This window comes from Pseudomonas sp. SID14000 (assembly GCF_002165135.1).
Classification (GTDB): Bacteria; Pseudomonadota; Gammaproteobacteria; order Pseudomonadales; family Pseudomonadaceae; genus Aquipseudomonas.
Genome location: NZ_NFZQ01000002.1, coordinates 433,656 through 458,151 on the forward strand (window position 1 = coordinate 433,656; position 24,496 = coordinate 458,151).

Sequence of the window (24,496 nt, forward strand, 5' to 3'; positions counted from 1 at the left end):
GTCGCGACGGGCCGCAAAGCGGCCCCATGTGCAAATCGACAATGGCCCGGAGGCGCGCGTTATACTCCGCGCCCTTTGCCCATGCCCGGAATCCGCCCATGCGCCAGGTTTTGCTCATCGTCGATGTCCAGTCCACCTTCAGCCCGCCCGAGTGGCTGGTCGATGGCCTGCGCCGGTTGTCGGCCACCATCCCCACCATCGCCTCGATCGAGTTGCACGACGAACAGGTCACGCCGTTCGAGCGTCAACTCGGCTGGCACCCGGCGGCCGAAGACGAGAGCCTGGTCGAAGCTGACCAGGTATTCGTCAAGCATGGTTACGGGCAGAGCGCCGAGGCCATCGAGTACATCCGGCAACTGGGTGTGGAACGGGTGCTGGTGTGTGGGCTACAGACTGAAACCTGTGTGCTGGCCGCCGGTTTTGCCCTGTTCGATGCGGGGCTGATGCCCACCTTGGTCACCGACATGACGGTAGGGGCTTCGCTGGACCGGTCGGGCAAGCTGGGGATCGAGCTTTGGCAGCACCACTTCCGCCAGGTTACCACCTCGGTTGAGGTGCTGGCCGAACTGGCCGCGCAAGGCTAGTTGATGTAGTCACCAGGATGAGGCTGACCTTTTCCTTCCAGACCAGCGCGGTCCATGTAGGAGCAGCCTTGTGCTGCGAAGCGGCCGATACAGGCGCAGCAAGTGTTGTCGTCTGCACCGGCCTTTTCGCAGCGCAAGGCTGCTCCTGCAGAGGTCGCCAGAGGTATGGCCTCAAGCCACATCCACCAGCACGATCTCGCTGTCCTCGATGGCGGTCACCCGCAGCACCTCCTCCTGCTCGATCGCCACGCCATCGCGCGCCTTGGCCCGCAGCCCGTTGACCTCCACCAGCCCCTTGGCCGGCACCAGGTAGCCCCGGCGTGCGGCATCGAAACGGTACTCGGCAGTTTCACCGGCACGCAGGGTGGCAGCCACCAGCCGCGCATCGGTGCGGATCTGCAGGCTGTCCTCATCGCCCGCACGGCCGCTGGCCAGGGTCACGAAGCCTTCGCCACGCTCACCTTTAGGGAACGGCCGGCTACCCCACTGCGGTGCTTCACCGGTGCGCTCCGGCACGATCCAGATCTGGAAAATACGTGTGTCGACATCTTCCAGGTTGTACTCGCTATGCACGATGCCAGTACCGGCGCTCATCACCTGTACGTCACCGGCTTCGGTACGGCCTTTGTTACCCAGGCTGTCCTGGTGGCTGATCGCGCCTTCACGCACATAGGTGATGATTTCCATGTCGCGGTGTGGGTGCGGCGGAAAGCCGCTGCCGGCAGCGATCAGGTCGTCGTTCCACACCCGCAGGTTGCCCCAGTGCATGCGCGCCGGATCGTAGTACTCGGCAAACGAGAAATGGTGGTGGGCGTCGAGCCAGCCGTGGTTGGCGTGGCCGAGGCTTTCGAATGGTCGCAGTTGCAGCATGGTCGTGCTCCTTTAATCAGTGGAATGAGGCCATGATGCGTCAAAAAAGCATCGAAAATAAGCGTAAATATCGGCTTAAAATAATCAGTAAATTTGATTGATGCGGATGGAGTATTTTATCCGTTTCATCGCCTAATCCACTGATATGCAAGCATTCGCTGGCGATTTTTTGTCGATGCGGCGAACATGCCCGCTGATTTTGTTTTTCAACGGAGTGACCGTGGCCCACGAGCAACCCAAGGCCCCCGCCGACCTTACCCCTCCTGCCCAGCTGCCCTGGTTTCGCCGCCTGGCGGCCCGCCTGCTGGGGCGTGGTCTGACCCGCCTGCAGGCCCAGCACCGCGACTCCTGGTTCCTCGGCCACGCCAGTGGCCAGCGCAGTGGCCATGCCGATGGCGTGCGTGAAGGGTTCGAACGCGGGCGGGTGGAAGGTTACGAGGCCGGGCGGCAGGTGCTGGTGATCCGCGATACCCGGCCCGACATCGCCGCGGTGCCGGGCCGGGATGACAACCTGTTCGATGACTGGCGCCTGCCCCTGACTGCCGAGCTGAAAAAGCGCTTCAAGGCCGATGTCGCCCAGCGCCTGCCCGCCGAGGCGCAACCCAGTGCCGCGCAATGGAAGCTGATTTTCAGCGACACACCGTCCACCTGCGTGGTGGCAGGGGCCGGGGCGGGCAAGTCCACCTCGCTGGTGCTGCGCATCCTGCTGTTGCGCCATTACCTGGGTTACGAGCTGGATGCGATGACCGTAGTCACCTTCACCCGCGAGTCGCGCAAGGACTTCATCAAGCGCCTGCTGCAGGTGTTCGCCCTGTGGCAGATCAACCTGCAACCGCTGCAGGCCCGCGAGCTGGTGCGCACGTTCCATTCGCGCATCCTGCCGCTGGTACGCAGCCTGCCGGGCTTTGGCCAGGTGCGCGCGTTCGAAACGCTGGGCAACGAGATGCCGGCCGGGCGTGAAGCCGATGCCGAGAGCAACCCGTTCGACCTGCGTCTGAACGATGCCCAGCGCCAGCAGCTGAACCAGTGCTACAGCACACTGCTGGGCGAGAGCCCGCGTTTTGCCGAGCTGGTCGGCCTGTTGCGCAGCGAAGCCCTGCAGCTGAAGCCGCTGGACCCCAATAACCCCGATGTGCAGAAGCGCGCCCAGGTAACCCAGCTGGCTGCCCAGCGTGACGAAGAGCTGTGCGACGTCATCGAGGATCTGTGGTTCGCCGCCGGCGCCTGGCCGATCAAAGGTATCGAACCTTGCCGCGAGACCGTCGAGATCCGTGGCAGCCGCTTTCATGTGCATGGCCGTCTGGCCGGCCAGGGGCCTTTGCTCGTGCTGGGCTTCGACCCGGCGGAAAGCGCGCAGTACCAGCGCCCTGGCGCCAAGCTGGCGGTGCGCGCCGAATGGGCGGTCAAGCGCACCCTGTTGCAGGCCTTCTGCGACCAGCCGCTGATCTGGCTCGACAACTACGCCATGGCCCGGCGCCTGGCTGCTTCGCTGGCCGGTGACGCCGTGGCCGGCCCCGGCTTCGAATACAAGGTCAAGGGCGAACTGGCCCCGGCGCCGCTGCTCGATGCCTTTGTCGGTGCGGCGAATTTCATCGAGAACCTCGGCCTGGAGGTGAACACTGCCGTGGCGGCGATGAGCTTCCCGTCCGGTGACAGCGATGCGCTGTTCTTCGAGGCCCTGGCCCTGTACTGGAAGGCCCTGGAGGCGCACCTGCTGGACCAGTCGCCGCCGGTGATGAGCTACAACCGCATGTTCGCCTTGTTCGGCGAAAACAACCCGGAAAACCTGCAATTGCTGCCCGACCCGTTACTGCGGCCGCTGGCACACCTGATGATCGACGAGTTCCAGGATGTGTCACCGCAGATCGTCAGCTGGCTGCGTGCCAGCCTCGCCGAGATCCGTCGGCGAGGACCGGCGATGCATACCGGGCGCCATGCCCAGCATTCGTCCTTGCTGTGCGTGGGCGACGACTGGCAGTCGATCTACGGCTGGCGTGGCAGTTCGCCCAAGTACTTCATGGAGTTCACCAAGGCCTTCCCGTCGCCGGCCAACACCCGGGTGATGCTGGTCGACAACTACCGTTGCCAGCAGCAGGTGATCGACGCGGCCGAACACTTGGTCAAGGGCACCCCGGCGATTGCCGGAAAGAAAGCTCGGGCCAGCGGCCCGGCGGCCGAGCTGCCAGGTTCGCCGGTCAAGGTGTTCGACCGTGACGAGGCAGCCCTGGGTGAAACGCTGATCGAGCACTACCAGCGTGGCGAGTCGGTGATGATGCTGTACCGCAAGGGCAGCGACAGGGCGCTGATGAGCGAGCACCTGCAAGGCGTGCTGCACGCCGAGGCGGCGTTGCCGGCCGAGCAGCGCCGGCTGCGCCAGTTGACCTACCACAGTGCCAAGGGCTTACAGGCCGATGCAGTGTTCATGCTGGGCGACTGCCAGTACCTGACCAGTTCACCCTACAAGAACCAGGTGTATCGCCAGGCCGGGTTGGGCAAGGCCGGTGATGCCCAGCCGTTCGATACCGCGCAGAAGGAAGAGGTGCAGCGCCTGGCCTATGTGGCGGTAACCCGCGCGGTCAGGCACTGCTATTGGCATGTGGAGGCGGCCAACGCAGAGGCGGCGGCAGCGCCACGTGCGTCTAGCCAGGTGGATGGGCGGCAGGCCTTCTTCGAAGACCTGCGTGGTCGTTGATCAGCGTTCAGGTATCGAGGATGTCCGCTTGCCGGGTAAGGCTCAGCAGTAGCCCGGCTTCCACCTCCTGCTGTGCCTGGGCCAAGGCGTTCGTAGCGTTGACATAGGCTTCCTCATTGAGGGGAACCCGACGTAGCGTGCCGTTTTCGTCCAGGCAGTCCTTGCGGATGCTTTGCACGATGCGGCGGGTATGGTCGGGGTACATCGTTCGGCACCAAGTCGACAGGTTTCGCCTCGGCATGCGGTGGTATTTAGTTGAATGCACAGGTCGGTCCTGTGCACGAGAGGGTCGGTAGGGGAGCAGCGCGGGCAGGACTGTTGGGAGATGGTGGAGCAAGGCATGGGGTAGGCATGTCGTGTGGATGATGCCGGTGTGTGGGGTATGGGCCGGCGTCATGTGATGCCTGGCCATGGGCCGGCGCTCTATCAGGGAGAACTACGATGCATTCGCTGTGCAGTCCCAAGGATCACCTGCTGGACCTCGACGGTATTGAAATAGCGGTACGGACCTGGGGGGCGGAAGACGGCATCCCCGTGCTGGCCCTGCATGGCTGGCTGGACAACGCCGCCTCGTTCGAGCGCTTGGCCCCGATGCTCGACGGCTGCTTCGTGGTCGCCCCCGACCTGGTCGGCCACGGTCGCTCGGACCATCGCCGCCACGACAGTGGCTACTACCTGTGGGAACATGCCGAGGATATGCTGGCGGTGACTGACCGCCTGGGCCTGGCGCAATTTCATGTGCTGGCACATGGCATGGGCACCGGGGTGGCATCGCTGCTGGCGGCCATGACCAGCAGTATCGCCAGCATGACCTTCCTCGACGGCATGGGTGCACCGTTCACGGTGGCCGAGGATGACCGTGTGCAGCACTTGGCCCGGGCCTACCGGCTCAAACGCATGGTGCAGCGCAGCCAGCTGCAAGGCTTTGCCGAGCCGGACGTCGGCCGTTTCGAGGACCTGGACACAGCCCTGGAGCAACGCCGCGAGCGTCTGGATACCGGGCTGTCGGAAGGGGCGGCGCGGCTGCTGGCGCTGCGTGACCTACTGCAGCTGGGCGAGGGCTATTGCTGGCGTCACGACCCGCGCCTGGTGCTGCCCGAACCCATGCCGCTGACCGAGCGCGAAGCCTGCGACCTGCTCAGCCAGATCCGTTGCCCGTTGTACCTGCTGTTCGGCCGCCAGGGGGCATTCACCGGTGAGGCCTTTACCCGGCGCCAGGCGGCCTTGCCCAGCCAGGCGAAGATCTCCTGGCACCCGGGCGGGCACCACTTCCACCTGGATGCGCCGGACCGGTCGCTGGTCGACCAGCTGCTGCGGATCCTGGCCCGCCATGAAGGGGGCGTGCTGCAACGGTTGGTAAACGAGTAACTGGATATGGTCATGTCATGCGCACGTGGGCTATGGTGGTGAATCTCATCGAGCTTGCATGATCCCTTGTGGGTGGTTGTCCAGCTCTTTGGGCTGCGCTGTTGCGCAGACAACAGATCTCACTCGCTTGGCGCGTCCTTTGTAGGAGCAGCCTTGTGCTGCGAAGAGGCCGGTAAAGGCAACAGACAAGCATTTTCAGTACCGACCTCTTCGCAGCACAAGGCTGCTCCTACAGGCCCCTGGCAAACCAATGAGCTAATGCGGGCACGCCCGCTCCCACAGGAATCCAGCGGCCACAAGGAGCCTTGGCATGCGACCATTCGCCATCAAGCACATCGACCACCTCGTCCTGCGGGTCAGCGACCTGGAGCGCAGCGTCGCCTTTTACACCGAACTGCTCGGCTGCACGGTCAGCCGCGTGCGCGAAGACCTGGGCATGGTCCATCTGGCCACCGGTACGGCTATGATCGACCTGGTGACCCTGGACGGCCCGTTGGGTAAGCCTGGTGGGGCGGCGCCGGGGGCCGAGGGGCGCAACCTGCACCATTTCTGCCTGCGCATCGAGCCGTTCGACGAGCCAGCACTGAGGGCCTACCTGCAAGCCGCAGGGGTTAAGGTTGAACCTGCCGAAAAGCGCTATGGCGCTGAAGGTGAGGGGCTGTCGCTGTACTGCTACGACCCGGATGGCAACCAGGTCGAGCTGAAAGGGCCGGTACCAGCAGCGGAGGCGTCATGAGTAACCTTCGCAACGCTCCCTCCAGCCGGTTCGCTGCTGATCGGCACGCCGTTCTTCATCTTCTTCGGCAGCCTGTCCGACCGCATTCCTGCCGACGGTGGCGTTTGCCATGGTGGTGGCGACCGGAGATATCTATTACGGCTTGTGGTACCCGATCGGGATTGCGGGGGGCGCGTAGATAACTGAAATTGCAAGCAATCCGCGTACCCTGTGGGAGCGGCTTTAGCCGCGAAGAATCCAACGCGGTGCATGGCACTGGCTGCGCCGGTGTTCGCGGCTAAAGCTGCTCCCACAGGGTCCCTGCTAATTCAATGAGTTATGTGCAGTTCTATGAGAGCGGGTCACCCGCGAAGCGGCCGGCACAGTCAACCTATCAGTCGAAATAACCACGCAACCCAAAGACATACCCGGTATCCACCCCAGCAGCCTCGCCCCGGCTCCAGCGCTTCTTCAACACGAACTCGAACGCCGGCTCGTACAGCCCGTCACGCACCAGCGCACCCGCCAGCACCTCCACGTCGTACCAGCCATTGTCCAGTTCGATGATCGGCCGCCCCGGCACCTGGTAGCGTGCCATCAGGTCTCCCAGTGTCTTGGGCGTGAAGTGCTGCAGGATGCGCCAGGTGTACAGCATCAACGCACCGTGCTCGACCTGCAGCACATAGCCATTGCGGCGGTGCTTCAGGCGGCTGCCGGGTTCGCACAGGGCCGGGGTGTGGTTGTCCAGGGTGAACAGGATGCGGTAGGGCAGGTTATCGACCCCGGCCAGCGGCAGCACGACACCTTCGCGCACGGCCTGGTCGCCGCTGTCGCCGTGGGTGAACGCATGGGCCAGGTCGTCGGGCAGTTCATGTTCTTGCTTGAAGCGCTCGAGCAGCTGGATATCGCCGAGCAGAAAGTAGTCGACCAGGTCGTTGAGCACTTCGCTGAATTCGTGGCGCATCTGTTTTCCTTGTTGGTGCGCGTGAGGGCAATGGCAAATGTAGCACTTCAGATTGGCTTCAGATTGCCCCCGGATACTACCCCCAACAACTGACTTGAAAGGGGGACTGCCATGACCCAGGCAGACAGCTCCAGCCTGTTTCCACTGGCTATCGGCAGCCATGGCAATCGCCTTGCCCACTTGACGCTGAAACACACCGGGGAACCCGGGCGCGAAGAGCTGGAGCAATTCATTCACGCACGCTTTGCCTGCGCGCACCATGCCGATGTGCAGCACTACCTGCCCGAACTGCTCGGCCTGCATGACAGCCATGGGCGGTTGATGGCCGCCGTCGGCATACGCCCGGCCAGCAGTGGGCCGACCTTCATCGAGCGTTACCTGGATGAACCGCTGGAGGTGGCCGTGACCCGGCTGTCGGCCAGCCCGGTGAGCCGTGCGCAGTTGGTCGAAGTGGGCAACCTGGCCGCGCTCAGCGCCGGCAGCGCGCGGATCATGATCATTGCCGTGACCTGGTTGCTTGCCGCCCGCGGCTTGCAGTGGGTGGCCTTCACCGGGGCCGCGACCCTGGTCAACAGCTTTCATCGCCTGGGCCTGGTGCCCACGGCGCTGGCCGTGGCCGACCCTGGTCGGCTGAACGGCGACGCCGGCAGTTGGGGCAGCTACTACGCGCAGCATCCTCAGGTGTTCGTCGGCAGCATCGGCTACGGCCATGCTGCCCTTGCCCACAGCGGAGTGTTCGAGCGGCTGGGTTTGCCCGCGAGCATGCAGGAGGCCGGCCATGCCGCATGAGCGCCAGCTGTTCAGGGAAGTGTTGCAACAGCATGCTCGCCAGCGAGGGACGCAACTGGCGTTGCTGGGCCTTGCCGGGCGATTCACCTATCACCAGTTGCTGGACGAGGTCGAGCAACGTCAGGCCTGGTTGAGCGCACAGCCGCCAGGCACCTTCGCGCTGGCCCTGGAAAACGGCCCCGAGGCGTTGCTCTGGGACCTGGCGGCGCTGTTCGCGGCACGCCCCATCGTCATCCTGCCGGCGTTCTTCAGCAGTGCCCAGCGCCGCCACTGCCTGGCACAGAGCGGGGCGGTGCTGGCCTTGGCCGATGAGGCCTTCGCCGACGACTTGCACGCCAGCGGCTTCAACGCCGGTGAGCACTTCTGGAGCCGGCAGCTGCCAGCGGACGTGCCCTTGCCACCGGGCACCGCGAAGATTACCTACACCTCTGGCAGCACCGGTGCACCCAAGGGCGTTTGCCTGAGCGCCGATGCCATGCTGCGGGTAGCGCGTGAACTGGAGGCCGCCAGCCGACCTACGGCGCCGGGCAAGTACCTGGCGGTTTTGCCCCTGGCGGTGCTGCTGGAAAACCTGGGCCTGTACGCAGCCCTGCTGGCTGGGGCGAGCATTGCCCTGTACCCACAGGCGCAGCTGGGTTTTCGCGGTGCCAGCCAGGTTGACTTCAAGCAATTGCTGGGCGCCATCGCCTTGAGTGGTGCCGAAAGCCTCATCCTGGTGCCGCAACTGCTGCTTGGGCTGGTCACCGCCATCGAGCGCGGCCTGATGCGGGTTGGCCCGTTGCGCTTCGTGGCGGTGGGCGGCGCGCGGGTGGCGCCGAGCCTGCTGGCCCGAGCCGAGGCCGTCGGGCTGCCGGTGTTCGAGGGCTATGGCTTGTCCGAATGCGCTTCGGTGGTATGCCTCAATCGCCCCGGGGCGCACCGTCCGGGCAGTGTCGGGCGGCCGCTGCCGCATGTGCAGGTGCGCATTGCCGAAGATGGCGAAGTGCAGGTGGCCGGTTCGGCGTTGCTCGGCTACCTGGGCGAGCAACCCTTCAGCGAGCCATGGTTGCCGACCGGTGACCTGGGCCACTTCGACAGCGACGGCTTCCTGTACCTGGCCGGGCGCAAGAAGCACCAGTACAGCACCAGCTTCGGGCGCAACGTCAACCCCGAGTGGGTCGAGGCCGAACTGACCCAGGGCGGGGTGATCGCCCAGGCGTTCGTCCATGGCGAGGGCCTGGCACACAACCTGGCGCTGGTCTGGCCGCTGGACCCGCAGGCCGATGATCACACCCTGGAACAGGCCGTCCGCCAGGCCAATGCCGGGCTGCCGGATTATGCCCGGGTGCATGCCTGGCGGCGGCTGCCCGAACCCTTGAGTGCTGCCAGGCAAACCCTGACCGCCAACGGCCGGCCACGCCGCGAGCAGATCCTGCGGTGTTACCACGCCTTGTTATCCGACCTTCAATGACCCACGAGGTTGCCATGCTTTTCTTCGATATGCTGCAACAGGAAACCGCCGACGAGCGTACGGCATTGTTCAGCGTCCCGGTCATCCGTGACGCGCTGGCCGGCAAGGCCAGCCTCGAGGCCTATGTTGCCTTTCTCACCCAGGCTTACCACCACGTGCGGCACACCGTGCCATTGATGATGGCCTGCGGGGCCCGTTTGCCGCAGCGGCTGGAGTGGCTGCGCGGCGCAGTGTGCGAGTACATCGAGGAGGAGTACGGCCATGAGCGCTGGATTCTCGATGACATCGCCGCCTGCGGTGGCGACCCGCACCAAGTGGCGGGCGGTCGCCCGGCATTGCCCATCGAGCTGATGGTGGCATTTCTCTACGATCAGATTGCCCGTGGCAACCCGGTCGGGCTGTTCGGCATGGTCAACGTGCTCGAAGGTACCAGCATTGCCCTGGCCACCCAGGCTGCCGGTACCCTGCAGAGCAGCCTCGGCCTGCCGGACCGGGCGTTCAGCTACCTGAGTTCCCACGGTGCCCTGGACCAGGACCATATGGCTACCTACCGCAGTCTGATGAACCGCCTGGACCAGCCCGAGGACCAGCAGGCGGTGATCCATGCCGCCAAAGTGGTGTATCACCTGTACACCGCCATGTTCGAAGGGCTGCCGCGTACCGCGCAGCAGGAGGCACAGCATGCGCTTGCCTGATTGCGTGGCGGTGCTCACCGGCGCCAGCGGCGGCATCGGCCTGGAACTGGCCGACCAGCTGTGCAGCGCCGGCGCCCGGGTGCTGGCGGTAAGCCGGCAGCAGGGCAAGCTGGCCGAGCTGATGGCGCGCTACCCCGGGCAACTGCGTTGGCAGCAGGCCGACTTGCGCAGCGCCGAAGGCCGCCGCGACGTACTGGAAGCGGCGCGGGCGATGGGTTGTTGCAACCTGTTGATCAACGCCGCCGGGGTCAACCGCTTCGCCTTGCTCGAACAGATGGACGAGGCGGCCCTGGACGAGTTGTTCGACCTGAACATCAAGGCTGCCGTGCAGCTCACCCGCTTGTGCCTGCCGTTGCTGCGCGAGCAGCCCAGTGCCCTGGTTGTGAACGTGGGCTCGATCTACGGCTCGATCGGCTACCCGGGCTATGCCACATACTGCGCCAGCAAGTTTGCCTTGCGCGGGTTTTCCGAGGCGCTGCGCCGCGAGCTGGCCGACACCTCGGTGAACGTCCTGTATGCCGCACCGCGCACCACCCGTACGTCGATGAACAGCAGCGCCGCACAAGCCCTGAACCAGGCGCTGAAGGTAGGTGTCGATGACCCGCAGGATGTTGCCCGGGCGGTGCTCGACGCGGTGCAGGCCGAGCGCAACGAACTGTACCTGGGTTGGCCGGAAAAACTTTTCGTACGCCTGAACGGCATGCTGCCGGGTGTGGTCGACCGTGCCCTGCGCAAGCAACTGCCGCTGATCCGTCGCTACAGCACCTGGCACAGCAAGGAGTCGAGCAAATGAAGCGTCTGATACTGGCCAGCCTGCTGGCCATCGCCCCATTCACCTGGGCCCTCGACCAGAACGGTACCCAGCAACTCAATGCCATCCAGCAGCGCTGGGCGGTGATCCGCTACAATCTGCCCGAAGCCCAGCGTGCCGGGGCGTTCGAGGCCCTGGCGGTACAGTCGGCGGCGCTGGTGCGCCAGCACCCGGGTTCGGCCGAGCCGCTGATCTGGGACGGCATCGTCAACAGCAGCTGGGCCGGTGCCACCGGCGGATTGGGCGCGCTGAGCAAAGTCAAGGCCGCCCGCGTCAGCCTGGAAAAGGCCCTGGCCGTGGACCCCAAGGCGCTGCAGGGCTCGGCCTACACCAGCCTGGGTGCGCTGTACGACCAGGTGCCCGGCTGGCCGCTGAGCTTCGGCGACCAGGCCAAGGCCGAGGCCATGCTGCGCCAGGCGTTGGCGATCAACCCTGACGGTATCGACAGCAACTACTTCTGGGCCGATCATCTGTACCGGCAGAACCGCTACGACGAAGCCCGCGCCGCTTTGCAAAAGGCGTTGCAGGCACCGCCCCGGCCCGGGCGGGAACTGGCCGACCAGGGCCGGCGCGGTGAAATCGATGCTTTACTCAAAGCGATCAGGGACAAACAGGACTGAGCATGCGCCTGCTGCTAATAGAAGACGATGCCGCATTGGGGGAGGGTATCTGTGACGGCCTGCGCCGCGAGGGCTACACCCTCGACTGGCTGCAGGATGGCGCCAGCGCCTTGCATGCCCTGTGCCACGAGGAGTTCGACCTGGCCGTCCTCGACCTGGGCTTGCCCCGTCTGGACGGCATCGAGCTGCTGCGGCGCTTGCGCGCAGCCGGGAAGAGCCTGCCGGTGCTGGTGCTGACCGCCCGCGACGCCACCGACGACCGCATCGCCGGGCTGGACGCAGGCGCCGACGACTACCTGGTGAAACCCTTCGACCTCAACGAACTCAAGGCCCGCTTGCGGGCCCTGCTGCGGCGCAGCAGCGGCCGCGCCCAGGTGCTGATAGAGCATGCCGGGGTGTGTCTGGACCCGGTCAGCCAGCAGGTGCGGTACCTGGGCCAGCCGGTGGTGCTCACGCCCAAGGAATACCTGTTGCTGCACGAGTTGCTGGCCCAGCCGGGCAAGGTGTTCACCCGCGAGCGGTTGACCCAGTTGCTGTATGGCTGGGATGAAGAGCCGGAGAGCAATACCCTGGAAGTGAACATCTACCACCTGCGCAAAAAGCTGTTCAACGGCCTGATTCGTACCGTACGCGGGATCGGCTATCTGGTGGAAGTCAAGGCATGAGTTCGCTGCGTCAACGCACCTTATGGCGGGTGATGCTGCTGTTGCTTGGCGGCAGCGGATTACTGGCGCTGTATAACTACCACGACAGTCGCCACGAAATTAACGAGGTGTACGATGCCCACCTGGCGCAGAACGCGCGGCTGCTGCAGGGCATCATGAGCCTGCCGGTGCAGGGACAGAGCCGTGACGAGTTGTACCGCGCCTTCGACGAGGCCTTGAGCAAGGCCGGGCACGTTGGGGTGGGGCACCGCTACGAGAGCAAGCTGGCCTTCCAGGTGTGGGCCGATGACGAAGGGTTGCTGGTACACACGCCCAGCGCCCCGCAACTGGGGCAGCCACCTCGGGCGCCGGGGTTTGCCGACGTGGTGGTGGATGGGCGTCGTTGGCGCAGTTTCGTCTTGCCGGTGCCGGAAAAACAGTGGGTGATCTGGGTGGGCGAGCGCAACGACGTGCGTGACGACCTGATCGAACGCATCGTGCGGCACACGCTGTTGCCATTCCTGTTCGGCAGCCTGGCCCTGGCCTTGCTGGTTTGGGCGGCCATTGGCTGGGGGCTGCGGCCTTTGCAGAACATGGCCAGGGTGATCCGCGCCCGCCACGCTGAGTCGCTCGAGCCGTTGCAACTGGTACCGCTGCCGAAGGAACTGGAACCGATGCAGGCGGCGATCAACCGGCTGCTCGGGCAGATCGACGACCTGCTGCGTCGCGAGCACCGCTTCATCGCCGATGCCGCCCACGAGATGCGCACGCCCTTGGCCATTCTGCGCCTGCATGCGCAGAACGCCCTCAATGCAGCCAGCGCGGCCGAGCGGGACAAGTCTCTGCAGTTCCTGATGGGCGGTGTCGATCGCCTTGCCCGGGTGGTCAACCAGCTGTTGACCCTGGCCCGCCTGGAGCCGCGACCAGGTCGGCGTGACTGGCCGCGGGTGGACCTGGAGGGTGTAGTGGCCGAGACCCTGGCCGAGTTGACCCCATGGATTCTGGAGCGCGGGCTGGAGCCTTCGCTGGACATCGTAGCAGGTGACTATCACGTGCACACCGACGCCAGCGCGCTGGGCATTGCCCTGCAGAACCTGGTGACCAACGCCGTGGACCACTCGCCGGCGGGCGGCCGGGTCACCGTGACGCTGCAGCGCGAAGGGCAGGCCCTGCTGGTCAGCGTCGACGACGAAGGGCCGGGCATCGCCGTGGCCGACCAGCAGCGGGTGTTCGAGCGCTTCTACAGCAAGGGCTCGACCAATGGCGCGGGGCTGGGGTTGTCGATCGTCAACACCATCATGACGCACCTGGGTGGCAGCGTGCAGTTGCGCAACCAGCAGCCGCACGGGTTGCGCGCGACCCTGCGCCTGCCCGTGGGACCCTGAACGTTGCTAGTGTTTCTGGGCGATCTGGATCAGGTTACCGCAGGTGTCATCGAACACTGCTACGGTGACGGGCCCCATGGCGGTCGGTGGCTGGGTGAACTGCACGCCCGCTGCGCACAGCCGGGTGTATTCGGCCTGAATGTCACGCACGCCGAACGAGGTGGCGGGAATACCGTCCTGCTTGAGTACGGTCTTGTATTGCTTGGCGGCCGGGTGCACATCCGGTTCGAGCAGCAGCTCGACGCCGTTGGGGTCGTTGGGGGAGGTGAGGGTCAGCCAGCGGTGTCGGCCCATGGGGATGTCGTGCTTGGGCTCGAAACCGAGTACGTGGTGGTAGAAAGCCAAGGCTTTGGCCTGGTCGTCGACGAGGATGCTGGTGACTATGATCTTCATGAACGCACACCGTATGCCTGGAGCCGTTGAGTACCAGTAAAGACAATCAGGGGCATTTGGCCAGGGGAGCGGGTTCACTCGCGAACAATGCAACGCGATCCGACAGCATTTCTCTTCACGGTCAAAGTTCCAGATGGGTTGGTGGCGATGGGGGCTGTAGCGTTGATCGGGCAATACCACCTAACCCAAGGAGTGAACCCCATGCAAGAAGAACCCAAGAACCAACCGGACGACACCCTCGACCACGAACACCTTGAAAATGCAGAACCGCAGGTAACGTTGTCCAGGCGCAAGCGCGGTATAGGGCCAGTCGTCGGCATGCCCTGTGCGCCAGGGTACAAACTGATCGGTGATGACTGTGTAATCGCGAACATCGATTTCGAGTGAAGCAAGGGGGGGGGGGGGGGGGGGGGGGCGCACGGCGTCCCCTCGTAAAAACCTGCTCAGGCCATAGGTAAATCCTTCATTACCCAGCCCCCGCCCACCCGCTGCCAAGGGTAAAGTGTCAGGCATGATCCCAGCGCGCCCAGACCGGCGTCAGAGAGGTGCCCGTGGCGGCCTACACATTGCGACAACTCAAGTACTTCGTCACCACTGTGGAGGCCGGCAGCGTGGCCGAGGCTTCACGTCAGCTGTACATCGCCCAGCCTTCCATCTCCACGGCCATCAAGAGCCTGGAGGAGAGCTTCGGCGTGCAGCTGTTCATCCGCCACCATGCTCAGGGCGTCTCGCTGACGCCCAGCGGCAAGCGCTTCTATGCCAAGACCAAGTCGTTGCTGCAGATGGCCCACGAATTCGAGCAGAACGCCCTGGCCGACAACGATACCGTGGCCGGGCAAATCGACATCGGCTGCTTCGAAACGGTGGCACCGCTGTACCTGCCACGCCTGATTGCCGGCTTTCGCCAGCGTTACCCGGGGGTGGATATCCGCCTGCGCGACGGCGAGCAGCAGGACCTGATCCAGGGCCTGACTGCCGGTACCTTCGACCTGGCGTTTCTCTACGACCATGACCTGGACGGTACCATCGAGGCCGAGCCGTTGATGCCGCCGCAGAAGCCCTATGTACTGCTGCCTGAGAATCACCGCTTCGCCGGCCAGGCCCAGGTATCGCTGCGCGACCTGTGCCCGGAGCCGATGATCCTGCTGGACGTGGCCCCCAGCCGTACCTACTTCGTCAGCCTGTTCAACGAAATGGGCCTGACGCCCAACATCGTCTTCAGCTCGCCGTCGATCGAGATGGTGCGCGGCATGGTCGGGCAGGGCTTCGGCTTTTCGCTGCTGGTGACGCGGCCGCATTCGGAGTACACCTACGACGGGCAACGCCTGGCCATGCTGGATATCGCCGAGCCAGTGGCGCTGTCAGGGTTGGCGGCGGCGTGGTTGAAACGGGTGCAACTGACCAAGCCGGCGCAGTTGTTCGTCGAGTTTTGCCGGGAAGAACTGGCCAAGTTCTGAAACGGGCACGCCATGCATTCTCCTGCCGAGGCATGGCGTGCCTGCTGATCAGGGGTTGACCTGGTAGCCGCGACCTTGCAGGCAGCCGGCGTAGGCACTGGCATGGGCCTGTGCTTTCGCTTCGTCCTGGCCGCGCCGGTCCTGACGGCGATCCTGACGCTGGCGCATGCCACCGACCGCAGCACCGGCAGCGGCCACTTCGCCGGCGCGGTTCTGCCGGTATTGCTCCTTGGCATCGTCACCGACCCGGTCATACAGCTCGTCGTGCTGGTTGCCGCGCACCTGCGCGCCTGCCGCACCGGCAACCGCGCCAGCGGCGGCACCGCGTACGCGGCCACCGACATGTGGGTCGCTGGAGGTCGCGGCACTGTTCGCGGCATTGGTCGCGACGGTATTGCAATCATTGATATCCATTTGCATCTGCTGGCTGCTCTGGCCCTTGAGCGGTACCACCGACTGCGCCTGGGCCGCCGATGCCGCGCACAGCAGCACCAGCAGGTAACTCCACGTGAACGTACGCATGGCAAACCTCCAGCGGGTGGGGATCCCGTTTCACAGGATAGTTCTCTTTGCTGTCGATGATGGCAGTTTTGCCGGGATGGTCTAAACCGGATATCAAACGTGGTTCGCCTGCGTATCACGGCGTGAATCCGGGCTACCTGTGGAAACCCCATGAGCCAGACCCAGCAGCTGATCATCTGTGAGTACTGTGACACGGTGTACCACCGTGCGCCGTTGCTCAAGCACCAGCGCGCCCTTTGCCCGCGCTGTGGCGGCGTGCTGTACCGGCACACATCGTTGACCGTGCAGCAGCGGCTGGCCCTGAGTGTGACGGGGGGCATCCTGCTGGTTTTCGCCAACTTCTACCCGGTGATGACCATCGGCATGCAAGGGCTGACCCACTCGGCGACATTATGGGACTCGGTACAGATTCTCAGCCACGGCAGTATCACCTTCATCGCCCTGGTCATGGCCTTGGCGATCATCTTTGCGCCAGTGCTGCAGATTACCGTGTTGTGCTGGCTATTGAGTTTCGCTCTGGCTGGCCAGCGCGCTCCCGGGTTTGCCCTGTGCATGCGCAGCCTGGAGAGCCTGCGGCCGTGGAGCATGCTGGAGGTGTGCCTGCTGGGGGCGATGGTGGCGGTGATCAAGCTGGCGGGGTTGCTCGATGTGATCCCCGGCATCGGCCTGTTGGCCCTGGCCGCGCTGAGCATGCTGATCATCCATATCGCCGGCAAGGACATCCGCGACTTGTGGGAGCAGGTATGAATACCCCGGCCAAGGCCGACGACCTGGGCCTGTGCCTGTGCCATGGTTGCGGTCAGGCCTGCGAACTGGGCAGCGGCGCGCGCACCTGCGACCGCTGTGGTGCTGCCATTCACCGGCGCAAGGCCAATGCCATCAGCCGCGGCTGGGCGTTTCTGCTGGCGGCGCTGATTTTCTACATCCCCGCCAACCTGCTACCGGTGATGCACACCGAAATGCTCGGCAGCGGCAGCGCAAGCACCATTGGCGGTGGTGTGCTGGAGTTCTGGGAGGCCGGCGCCTGGGACATTGCGCTGATCATTTTCATCGCCAGTGTGGGCGTGCCGGCCATCAAGTTCTTCTCGCTCGGCCTGTTGCTCTTCACCGCCCAGCGCGGTTCCGCCTGGGCCTGCCGGCAGCGCTCGCAGTTGTACCGCTTCGTCGAGCTGATCGGTTACTGGTCGATGCTCGATGTGATGGTGGTGGCACTGGTGGCGGCGCTGGTGCAACTGCACGGGCTGGGTACCATCGAGCCGCGGGTGGGCATCCTGTTTTTCGGCATGGTGGTGGTACTGACCATGTTTTCTGCGATGAGCTTCGACCCACGCCTGATCTGGGATAGCCGTGCCAACGAGGGAGGCCGTACTGATGGTGCAACAGACTGACAAGCCCGAGGGCGCGGGCCAGGTTGAAGTGCGTACCCGGCGCTGGAGTGTGTCGCTGGTATGGATCGTGCCGATATTGGCGATCCTGATCGGCGCTTCGCTGGTGGTGCGCAACTGGATGCAGCAAGGTCCGGTCATCGCCATTTCCTTCCACACCGGGGAAGGGCTGGTGGCGCACAAGACCCAGGTCAAGTACCGCAGCGTGGTGATTGGCGAAGTCACTACGGTGGACCTGGCCGAGGACAAGAAGAGCGTGGTTGCCAAGGTCCAGCTGTCCAACGACGCCCGCGCGTTCGCCACCCAGGGCGCGCGTTTCTGGGTGGTGCGGCCACGCATTGGGGTGGGCGGCGTGTCCGGCGTGGACACGTTGCTGTCGGGCAGTTTCATCGGCGCGGATTCCGGCGAATCGAAAGTGCCGGAGAAGTCCTTTGTCGGCCTGGAGCTGCCACCGCCGATCACCTACGACGAAAAGGGCAAGCGCTTTGTCCTTACCGCCAGCAATCTGGGGTCGCTGGATATTGGCTCATCGATCTACTACCGCAAGATCCCGGTAGGTGAGGTGGTGTCCTTTGCCCTGCAGGACGATGGCAAGGGCGTGGAGATTGGCGTCTTCGTGCAGGCCCCCTACGACAGCTTCGTCACTGCCGATACCCGCTTCTGGAACGCCAGTGGCGTCGACATGCAGATCGGCGCCAACGGCCTGAAGATCGATACCGAATCACTGTCGTCGATCCTGGTGGGCGGGCTGGCCTTTGGCTCGCCCGACTTCGCCCCGCAAACCGAGCCCGCTGCCGACCAGGCGCGCTTCCAGCTGTTTGCCGACCGCGATACCGCCCTGGCACCGCCCAGCGGCCAGGCACAGTACCTGCAGTTGCGTTTCGAGCAGGCCATGCGTGGCCTGTCGGTGGGCGCCCCGGTGGAGTTCAAGGGGGTGGAGTTTGGCCGGGTCACCTCGGTCCAGCTCGACTACGATGCCACCCGGCAGACCTTCCCCGTAGTGGTCGATGCGGTGATCTATCCGCAGCGGCTGGGGCCGGTACACCGCAAGATGCTGGCCGTGTTCAAGCATGCCGAAGGCGACATGGACGGCGCACGGCGGCTGATCGGCACTTTCGTCGAGCACGGGCTGCGGGCCCAGGCGCGTAGCGGCAACCTGATCACCGGGCAGATGTTCATTTCCTTGGATTTCTACCCGGATGCCCCCAAGGTGACCTTCGACAAGACCGCCGACCCCATCACCATCCCCACATTGCCGGGCAGCCTGGAGCAGTTGCAGGAACAGCTGCAGCGGGTGGTGGAGCGCATCAGCAAACTGCCGCTGGAGAGCATCGCCAACAATCTGGACGGCAGCCTGCGTGAGTTGCGCGCCAGCCTCAAACAGTTCAATGGCCAGACGCTGCCGGACGTGAAAGTGGCGCTGGACGAAGTGCACAAGACCCTGCGCACGGCCAATTCGGCCATCTCCGAGGACTCGCCGCAGCGCGAGCGGATGGGCGAAACCCTGGATGAGCTGGAGCGCATGTCGCGTTCGCTGCGTGACCTGGCCGATTACCTGGGGCGGCACCCCGAGTCGCTGATTCGCGGTCGGCCGAAAGCGGCCGGTGCCGAAGACCTTGAACCCTGAGGAGACAGCCGATGCATCGACTGCGCAATGTATGTAGCGCCGGCCTGCTGGCAGTGCTGTGGGGCTGCAGCAGTACCCCGAACAACTACCACACGCTGGTACCGAGCGAGCCGGTACGTGACGGCGGCCAGCGCATCCAGGTGGCGAGGGTGGTCGTGCCGCCCCAGGTGGACCGCCCGCAGTTGGTGGTGCGGCAAGGGCAGAGCGGCCTGGCCATACTCGAGACGGAGTGGTGGGGGGCCAACCTGGTGGATGAATTCCGAAGTGCCTTGCAGGACCAGCTGGGCGGGCCTGTGGGTGGCGGCAAGGCGTTGCTGCGGGTGGATGTGCAGCGCTTCGATAGCGTGCCGGGACGCTACGCATCCCTGGAGGCAGTATGGCGTCTGACACGCTCGAATGCGGCCGAACTCACCTGCCGTACCTCGCTGCAGACGCCCGCGGACAACAGCATCGCCAGCCTGGTCAATGCCCACCAGGCCAACCTGCGCAAACTGGCCGAGGCGGTGCGGGAGGGTGCAAGGCAGGGCAGCTGTGCCCGACCTGCCTGATGGGCACTTGTGGGAGCGGCCTTGTGTCGCGAAAGGGGCGCAAAGCGCCCCCGGCAATTTCAACACAAAACAATCAGTTCAGGCGCCCAGCGTTCTGTGTCTTGCCACTACTGACCGTCTCCCGCACCCGCTCGGCCTTGTCCAGCGGCAGGTGGTCGAACTCGCGCAGGCCACCCTTGCGGTACGGGTCGCCAATCCAGCGTGGTGCCACCACGAACTGCGGGCTCACCAGGCTCTTGGCCGGTTCATAACGGTCATAGCTCAGCCCGGCCAGGTCGGACAGTGTATGGATCAGGTGCGAGCTGCTGTAGGGGCGGTCGGCCATCGCCTGCAAGTCGCGCGGGTGCGCGGCCTGCCAGCTGGGCGAAGTCCACAGCAGGAACGGAATGGTGTACATCGGCCGGGTTGGCGCGCCTTCGTTGCGCCCCAGGCGGTCGTTGTTGCCAGAGCTGTACACATCTTCGCCGTGGTCGGACAGGTACAGCAGGAAACCATTGGGGGTACTGGCCGAGTAACGTTTGATCAGGCTCGACACCACATAGTCGTTGTAGCGCACCGCGTTGTCGTAGAAGTTGTAGGTTTCCACCTGGTCGGCCGTCAGCTTGCCGGGCACGCCCTGGCGGTCGTTGAAGTGTGCGTAGTCGTTCGGGTAGCGGTAGCGATAGTCCATGTGCGTACCCAGCAGGTGCACGATGATGAACTTGTTTGGCGCCGGGTCCTGCAGGGCCTTCTCGAACGGCGCCAACACCACGTCGTCGTACTGACTGGCATTCTGGTTGCGCTGGTTGTTCAGGTACACCGGCGCGTCCGTTTGCTGCGAGAAGGTGGTCAGCATGGTGTTGCGCTTGGTCATGGTCTGCTGGTTGGTGATCCAGAAGGTCTTGTAGCCGGCCTGTTTCATCAGGTTGATCAGCGACGGGTCGGTGAGGAAGCGGTCCGGGTTCTGCTCGTCGCCGAAGGTGAGGATCTGCTGCATCACTTCGATGGTGTACGGGCGTGGCGACACCACGTTGCGGAACACCGTCAGACGCTTGTCGCTGGCGGCCAGCGCGTCGAGGTTGGGCGTGGTGTCGCGGTTGTAGCCGTAAAGGTGCATGTGCTCGCGGGTGGTGGATTCGCCCAGCACCAACACCAGTGTGCGTGGCGCTGCACCGCTGCTGTCATGCAGGTTCTGCAGGGGTGGCAGCGCGGCGTTCTGGGCCAGCAGCTTTTGCATGTTGTCCAGCTGCTGGCGGTACTGGCGGTAGCCGACCAGCAGTTGCCAGGGCACCGCGGGCTCCATGCGTTGCTGCACCTTTTCGGCCGCATCGGCGAAGTTGCGTTCCTGGGTGACCATCTGCTTGTAGAACGGGTACACCAGGTTGGCCAACAACAGCAGTGCGACCACCGGCAGGCGGCTGCGCAGCGGCAGGCTGACCGGGCGTACACGCTTCCACAGCAGCACAGCCACCAGCGTGTACAACAGCAACGCCAGGCCCAGCCAGACGCTGAAGTACTGGCTGAAGTACTCACCGGCCTCGGCGGTGTTGGACTCGAACATCACGAAGATGACGCTTTGCGAGAACTCCTGGCGATAGATGCCGAAGTAGCTCAGGCCCACCAACGAAGCGGCCCACAGTACCAGGCCGATGATCGCCGCCGTGGCGCGGGTGAAGCGTGGCAGCAGCAGTACCGGGGCCAGCCACAGGCTGCTGAGGAAGAATGCATCGCGAAAACCGGCGAACCCGGTGGTACCACTGAACAGCAGCAACGCCTGGGTCACGCCCGAGAAGTACCAGAAGAACAGCAGCAGCCAGCCCAGGCCGGCCCAGTCCACGCGCTTGGGCGAGGAGGGGGGGATAGTGTGTGACACGTATGCCTCGTCGTAGCTTGGCGGCCAGCGGATGTTCCCGTGGCCGGAAAGGGCGTGACGCTAATCTGCCGGGTGTGAAAATAACGTCAACGAGACGCTGGCCCAGGCAAGGTATGATGTGTTCAGCCAAACCAGAATGACAGGTCGAGTGAAAATGAACCGTCGCAAGAAGATCAAGCAGCTATTGCAGGCACATGCCAAGAAGGCCAGCGCCAAACTGGCGCCGCGCAAGCCCAGGTACATTTGCAAGGCCGACCGGTTGAAGATGGAAGCCGAAGCAGCAGCGGATACCCCAGGCGTTACGGAGAACTGATGCCAGTCACGCGCCCTGTGGGACCGGCCTTGTGTCGCGATAGGGCCGCAGAGCGGCCCCAGGTTCCAGCATCACGGCAACCAATGCTGGGGCTGCCGCGCAGCCCTTTCGCGACACAAGGCCGCTCCCACATCGAACGCGGCAATTGCGGATCAACGATCAACGGCGGTAGTAACCGTGATCGTCATGGTAGCGGTGGTGCATGGCCCGCTCATGGCGGCGCTCCCAGTCGCGGCGGCGTTCCCAGTCTCGCCGACGTTCCCAGTCTCGCCGGCGCTCCCAGTCACGGCGGGCCTGCTCGCGGCGCCATTGTTCGCGGCGCCAGTCGCTGCGGTGATCATGCCAGCGGTCGTCATCGTGGGCCAGCAGCGTGGCCGGCTGTACATCAGCCACCTTGGCCACCCTGGACCAGGGGTTGCCGGCAGGCTGCAACGGTGGTTGAACTGCCGGGGCCGCCGCTACGGGCGCTTTCATTTGTGTTGCCGACGCCGTGCCCATCGCCGCGAACGAGAACAGGCCGAGCAGCATCAACCTTGCGACATGTATTTTCATGAGCGAAGCCAACCTCTGATAACAATTGAGCCATCTGGCCAGCAGGAGGTCGGCGAACCTTGTCTCGCGTTCCGCTACCTTTCTGTGCCTCCCACATAGACCGGAAAACGGGAAAAAGTTCGCATCGGCAACAAGTTGTACGATTTTTTGCACCTGGTGTATGGCGTGGTGAAGTCCGGCAAGCGCTCATTTACCATGGTGGCTGTTTTTAGCCATTACCTAGGAAATACGCCATGAGCGCCCCTCAGTTCCGCACCCCCACAGCCGCCGACGCCGAACGCTGCTACGCCATCGAGATCGGTGCCTATGAAGGCGATGAGGCGGCCACGCTGGAGAAGATCCGCACCCGCATTGCGCAGTATCCCCAAGGTTTCCTGGTGTTGGAAATCGCGGGCGAGATCGTCGGTTTCATCAACAGCGGCTGTGCCCACGAAGTGGTGATGTCCGATGAGGCATTCAAGGAGCTGGTCGGGCATGACCCGGCGGCGCCAAACGTGGTGATCATGTCGGTGGTGGTGGACCCGGCGCATCAGGGCAAAGGCTACGCCAAGCGGTTGATGGATGAATTCATCGTGCGTATGAAGGTGGCGGGCAAGCAGACCATTCACCTGATGTGCAAGGAGCAGCATGTGGCGCTGTACCAGAAGCTGGGGTATCAGTACGTGAAACCATCGCCATCGGACCACGGCGGCATGGCTTGGCATGAGATGGTCATGGTCCTCTGATAGGCGATGGGCCGCAAGGCGGCCCAAATGGCAGCTTATTCGCCGCTGACCAACTGCCGTGCCAACTGGTTGTGGCGCTCCAGCACACGTGGCAGGTCGACCGTTGTCAGCTGGCCGTCCTTCACCACCACACGGCCATTGATGACACTGGTGTGCACCTGGGTAGGGGTGCAGAACACCAGCGCTGCCAGCGGGTCGTGGTGGCCGCCGGCATAGGCCACGTGGCCGAGGTCGAAGGCGACGAAGTCAGCCACCATGCCTGGGGCCAGCACGCCGATGTCATTGCGGTTGAGCACCTTGGCACCGCCAAGCGTTGCAATTTCCAGCGCCTCGCGTGCGGTCATTGCGTCGGGGCCGAAGCCCACCCGTTGCAGCAGCAGGGCCTGGCGCACTTCACCGATCATGCTGGCGCCGTCGTTGGATGCTGAACCGTCGACCCCCAGGCCCACCGGGACCCCATGGTCGCGCATCTTGCGCACCGGGGCGATGCCCGAGGCCAGGCGCATGTTCGAGCATGGGCAGTGGGCGACACCGGTGCCGGTGCGGGCGAACAGCTCGATGCCATGCTGGTCGAGCTGCACGCAGTGAGCGTGCCACACGTCGTGGCCAACCCAGCCGAGGTCTTCGGCATATTCGGCGGGTGTCATGCCGAATTTCTCGCGGCTGTAGGCGATGTCGTTGACGTTCTCGGCCAGGTGGGTGTGCAACGACACCCCGTACTGGCGCGCCAGCACGGCTGCTTCGCGCATCAGGTCGCGGCTGACCGAGAACGGTGAGCAGGGCGCCACCACGATGCGGCGCATCGAGCCGTGGCTGGCGTCATGATAGTCCTCGATCAGGCGCTGGGATTCCTTGAGGATGTCAGCTTCCTTTTCCACCACCGAATCAGGCGGCAGACCACCCTGGCTGCGGCCCACGCTCATGCTGCCGCGCGCGGCATGGAAGCGCATGCCGATCTCGTCGGCGGCGTGGATGCTGTCGTCGAGCTTGCAGCCGTTGGGATAGATGTACAGGTGGTCGCTGGAGGTGGTGCAGCCGGACAATATCAGTTCGGCCATGGCGGTCTGGGTCGACACCGCGATCATTTCCGGAGTCAGGCGCGCCCAGATCGGGTACAGGTTGGTCAGCCAGTTGAACAGCTCGCCGTCCTGGGCCGCCGGCACCACGCGGGTGAGGCTCTGGTACATGTGGTGGTGGGTGTTGACCAGGCCAGGGATGACCACTTTGCCGGCCATGTCCAGCACCACGTCGGCGTGCTGTGGCAGGGTATCGCTGGGGCCGACCTGACGGATCAGGTTGCCTTCGATGAACATTCCGCCGTTCTTGATCTCGCGGCGTTCGCCGTCCATGGTGACCAGGAGTTCGGCGTTTTTGACCAATAGCGTTTTTGGAACAGTTGTAGATGACATGGCTTAAGCCTGTCGCAATACGCATCGGCGATTACCGATGTCATAGGCGCATGGCATTGTAAGCAAGGTCTTTGCAGATTGTATACAGGCCTGGTGATCCTGTACTGGCCTCCTCGCGGGTACTAC

At 64.3% G+C, this 24,496-nt stretch carries 27 protein-coding genes; 19 read left to right on the top strand and 8 right to left on the bottom strand.

Annotated elements, in window-relative coordinates; translation table 11 throughout:
* Positions 1-98 precede the first annotated feature (98 nt).
* Positions 99-584, top strand: a complete 486-nt coding sequence (locus CAY82_RS04860; RefSeq protein WP_087500159.1) for an isochorismatase family protein — start codon at positions 99-101, stop codon at positions 582-584.
* A gap of 171 nt (positions 585-755) precedes the next feature.
* Here the strand turns inward: CAY82_RS04860 and CAY82_RS04865 are convergent, their stop codons facing one another.
* The gene (locus tag CAY82_RS04865; RefSeq protein ID WP_047934682.1) at positions 756-1,454 is read right to left on the bottom strand and encodes a pirin family protein; all 699 of its coding nucleotides are present in this window, start codon (positions 1,452-1,454) and stop codon (positions 756-758) included.
* 175 nt (positions 1,455-1,629) lie between these two features.
* Between CAY82_RS04865 and CAY82_RS04870 the strand changes: the two genes are divergently transcribed.
* Positions 1,630-4,146, top strand: coding sequence for a UvrD-helicase domain-containing protein (locus tag CAY82_RS04870; RefSeq protein WP_087500209.1), 2,517 nt, complete (start codon positions 1,630-1,632; stop codon positions 4,144-4,146).
* A gap of 7 nt (positions 4,147-4,153) precedes the next feature.
* Here the strand turns inward: CAY82_RS04870 and CAY82_RS04875 are convergent, their stop codons facing one another.
* Positions 4,154-4,351 (bottom strand): hypothetical protein, encoded by a 198-nt coding sequence (locus CAY82_RS04875; RefSeq protein ID WP_087500160.1) that lies wholly within the window; start codon positions 4,349-4,351, stop codon positions 4,154-4,156.
* 236 nt (positions 4,352-4,587) lie between these two features.
* Between CAY82_RS04875 and CAY82_RS04880 the strand changes: the two genes are divergently transcribed.
* Both CAY82_RS04880 and CAY82_RS04885 read left to right on the top strand, forming a co-directional pair.
* A complete protein-coding gene (locus CAY82_RS04880) occupies positions 4,588-5,514 on the top strand; it encodes an alpha/beta fold hydrolase (protein WP_087500161.1) in 927 nt (308 codons plus the stop codon).
* Between the two features lie 310 nt (positions 5,515-5,824).
* Positions 5,825-6,250 (top strand): VOC family protein, encoded by a 426-nt coding sequence (locus tag CAY82_RS04885; protein WP_087500162.1) that lies wholly within the window; start codon positions 5,825-5,827, stop codon positions 6,248-6,250.
* A 373-nt stretch (positions 6,251-6,623) separates the two neighbouring features.
* Here the strand turns inward: CAY82_RS04885 and CAY82_RS04890 are convergent, their stop codons facing one another.
* On the bottom strand, positions 6,624-7,193 hold the full coding sequence (locus tag CAY82_RS04890) for a hypothetical protein (protein ID WP_087500163.1): 570 nt from the start codon (positions 7,191-7,193) through the stop codon (positions 6,624-6,626).
* A 111-nt stretch (positions 7,194-7,304) separates the two neighbouring features.
* On the opposite strand from CAY82_RS04890, the gene CAY82_RS04895 reads away from it, so the two are divergent.
* Genes CAY82_RS04895 through CAY82_RS04925 form a run of 7 tightly spaced genes read left to right on the top strand, consistent with a single transcriptional unit; the run spans position 7,305 to position 13,587 of the window.
* Positions 7,305-7,982 carry a thermostable hemolysin gene (locus CAY82_RS04895; protein ID WP_087500164.1) on the top strand — a complete coding sequence of 226 codons (678 nt, stop codon included), beginning with the start codon at positions 7,305-7,307 and terminating at the stop codon, positions 7,980-7,982.
* Positions 7,972-9,432, top strand: a complete 1,461-nt coding sequence (locus CAY82_RS04900; protein WP_087500165.1) for an AMP-binding protein — start codon at positions 7,972-7,974, stop codon at positions 9,430-9,432. Before CAY82_RS04895 ends, CAY82_RS04900 begins: the two co-directional genes overlap by 11 nt.
* A 14-nt stretch (positions 9,433-9,446) precedes the next feature.
* Complete coding sequence (locus CAY82_RS04905) at positions 9,447-10,127, top strand: TenA family transcriptional regulator (protein ID WP_087500166.1); 681 nt, start codon at positions 9,447-9,449, stop codon at positions 10,125-10,127.
* Positions 10,114-10,920, top strand: coding sequence for an SDR family oxidoreductase (locus CAY82_RS04910; protein ID WP_087500167.1), 807 nt, complete (start codon positions 10,114-10,116; stop codon positions 10,918-10,920). Before CAY82_RS04905 ends, CAY82_RS04910 begins: the two co-directional genes overlap by 14 nt.
* Positions 10,917-11,558: a tetratricopeptide repeat protein gene (locus CAY82_RS04915; RefSeq protein WP_087500168.1), complete on the top strand. Its 642-nt coding sequence runs from the start codon at positions 10,917-10,919 to the stop codon at positions 11,556-11,558. The genes CAY82_RS04910 and CAY82_RS04915 overlap by 4 nt, the downstream gene beginning before the upstream one ends.
* A gap of 2 nt (positions 11,559-11,560) precedes the next feature.
* Positions 11,561-12,223, top strand: a complete 663-nt coding sequence (locus tag CAY82_RS04920; RefSeq protein ID WP_087500169.1) for a response regulator — start codon at positions 11,561-11,563, stop codon at positions 12,221-12,223.
* A complete protein-coding gene (locus tag CAY82_RS04925) occupies positions 12,220-13,587 on the top strand; it encodes a sensor histidine kinase (protein WP_087500170.1) in 1,368 nt (455 codons plus the stop codon). The genes CAY82_RS04920 and CAY82_RS04925 overlap by 4 nt, the downstream gene beginning before the upstream one ends.
* A gap of 6 nt (positions 13,588-13,593) precedes the next feature.
* Here CAY82_RS04925 and CAY82_RS04930 read toward each other — a convergent pair whose 3' ends face one another.
* Complete coding sequence (locus CAY82_RS04930; protein WP_087500171.1) at positions 13,594-13,980, bottom strand: VOC family protein; 387 nt, start codon at positions 13,978-13,980, stop codon at positions 13,594-13,596.
* 201 nt (positions 13,981-14,181) lie between these two features.
* Here CAY82_RS04930 and CAY82_RS04935 point away from each other — a divergent pair, with 201 nt between their 5' ends.
* Entirely contained in the window at positions 14,182-14,367 is a 186-nt protein-coding gene (locus CAY82_RS04935) for a hypothetical protein (protein WP_087500172.1), read from the top strand.
* 164 nt (positions 14,368-14,531) lie between these two features.
* Complete coding sequence (locus CAY82_RS04940; protein ID WP_013972086.1) at positions 14,532-15,437, top strand: LysR family transcriptional regulator; 906 nt, start codon at positions 14,532-14,534, stop codon at positions 15,435-15,437.
* A gap of 48 nt (positions 15,438-15,485) precedes the next feature.
* Here the strand turns inward: CAY82_RS04940 and CAY82_RS04945 are convergent, their stop codons facing one another.
* Complete coding sequence (locus CAY82_RS04945) at positions 15,486-15,959, bottom strand: YMGG-like glycine zipper-containing protein (protein WP_087500173.1); 474 nt, start codon at positions 15,957-15,959, stop codon at positions 15,486-15,488.
* Between the two features lie 150 nt (positions 15,960-16,109).
* Here CAY82_RS04945 and CAY82_RS04950 point away from each other — a divergent pair, with 150 nt between their 5' ends.
* The 4 genes from CAY82_RS04950 to CAY82_RS04965 are packed head-to-tail and all read left to right on the top strand — an operon-like array spanning position 16,110 to position 19,519.
* Entirely contained in the window at positions 16,110-16,706 is a 597-nt protein-coding gene (locus CAY82_RS04950) for a paraquat-inducible protein A (RefSeq protein WP_087500174.1), read from the top strand.
* Positions 16,703-17,347: a paraquat-inducible protein A gene (locus tag CAY82_RS04955; RefSeq protein ID WP_087500175.1), complete on the top strand. Its 645-nt coding sequence runs from the start codon at positions 16,703-16,705 to the stop codon at positions 17,345-17,347. The genes CAY82_RS04950 and CAY82_RS04955 overlap by 4 nt, the downstream gene beginning before the upstream one ends.
* Positions 17,331-18,971: an intermembrane transport protein PqiB gene (locus CAY82_RS04960; protein ID WP_087500176.1), complete on the top strand. Its 1,641-nt coding sequence runs from the start codon at positions 17,331-17,333 to the stop codon at positions 18,969-18,971. Before CAY82_RS04955 ends, CAY82_RS04960 begins: the two co-directional genes overlap by 17 nt.
* An 11-nt stretch (positions 18,972-18,982) precedes the next feature.
* The gene (locus tag CAY82_RS04965; protein ID WP_087500177.1) at positions 18,983-19,519 is read left to right on the top strand and encodes a membrane integrity-associated transporter subunit PqiC; all 537 of its coding nucleotides are present in this window, start codon (positions 18,983-18,985) and stop codon (positions 19,517-19,519) included.
* Between the two features lie 73 nt (positions 19,520-19,592).
* On the opposite strand, the gene CAY82_RS04970 is transcribed toward CAY82_RS04965, so the two are convergent.
* Positions 19,593-21,371: a phosphoethanolamine transferase CptA gene (locus CAY82_RS04970; protein WP_218190825.1), complete on the bottom strand. Its 1,779-nt coding sequence runs from the start codon at positions 21,369-21,371 to the stop codon at positions 19,593-19,595.
* Between the two features lie 154 nt (positions 21,372-21,525).
* Here CAY82_RS04970 and CAY82_RS04975 point away from each other — a divergent pair, with 154 nt between their 5' ends.
* On the top strand, positions 21,526-21,684 hold the full coding sequence (locus CAY82_RS04975; RefSeq protein WP_087500179.1) for a DUF2986 domain-containing protein: 159 nt from the start codon (positions 21,526-21,528) through the stop codon (positions 21,682-21,684).
* A gap of 159 nt (positions 21,685-21,843) precedes the next feature.
* On the opposite strand, the gene CAY82_RS04980 is transcribed toward CAY82_RS04975, so the two are convergent.
* A complete protein-coding gene (locus CAY82_RS04980) occupies positions 21,844-22,212 on the bottom strand; it encodes a hypothetical protein (protein WP_087500180.1) in 369 nt (122 codons plus the stop codon).
* Between the two features lie 257 nt (positions 22,213-22,469).
* Between CAY82_RS04980 and CAY82_RS04985 the strand changes: the two genes are divergently transcribed.
* Positions 22,470-22,961: a GNAT family N-acetyltransferase gene (locus CAY82_RS04985; protein WP_087500181.1), complete on the top strand. Its 492-nt coding sequence runs from the start codon at positions 22,470-22,472 to the stop codon at positions 22,959-22,961.
* 35 nt (positions 22,962-22,996) lie between these two features.
* Here CAY82_RS04985 and CAY82_RS04990 read toward each other — a convergent pair whose 3' ends face one another.
* Positions 22,997-24,370, bottom strand: a complete 1,374-nt coding sequence (locus CAY82_RS04990; protein ID WP_087500182.1) for an 8-oxoguanine deaminase — start codon at positions 24,368-24,370, stop codon at positions 22,997-22,999.
* Positions 24,371-24,496 lie beyond the last annotated feature (126 nt).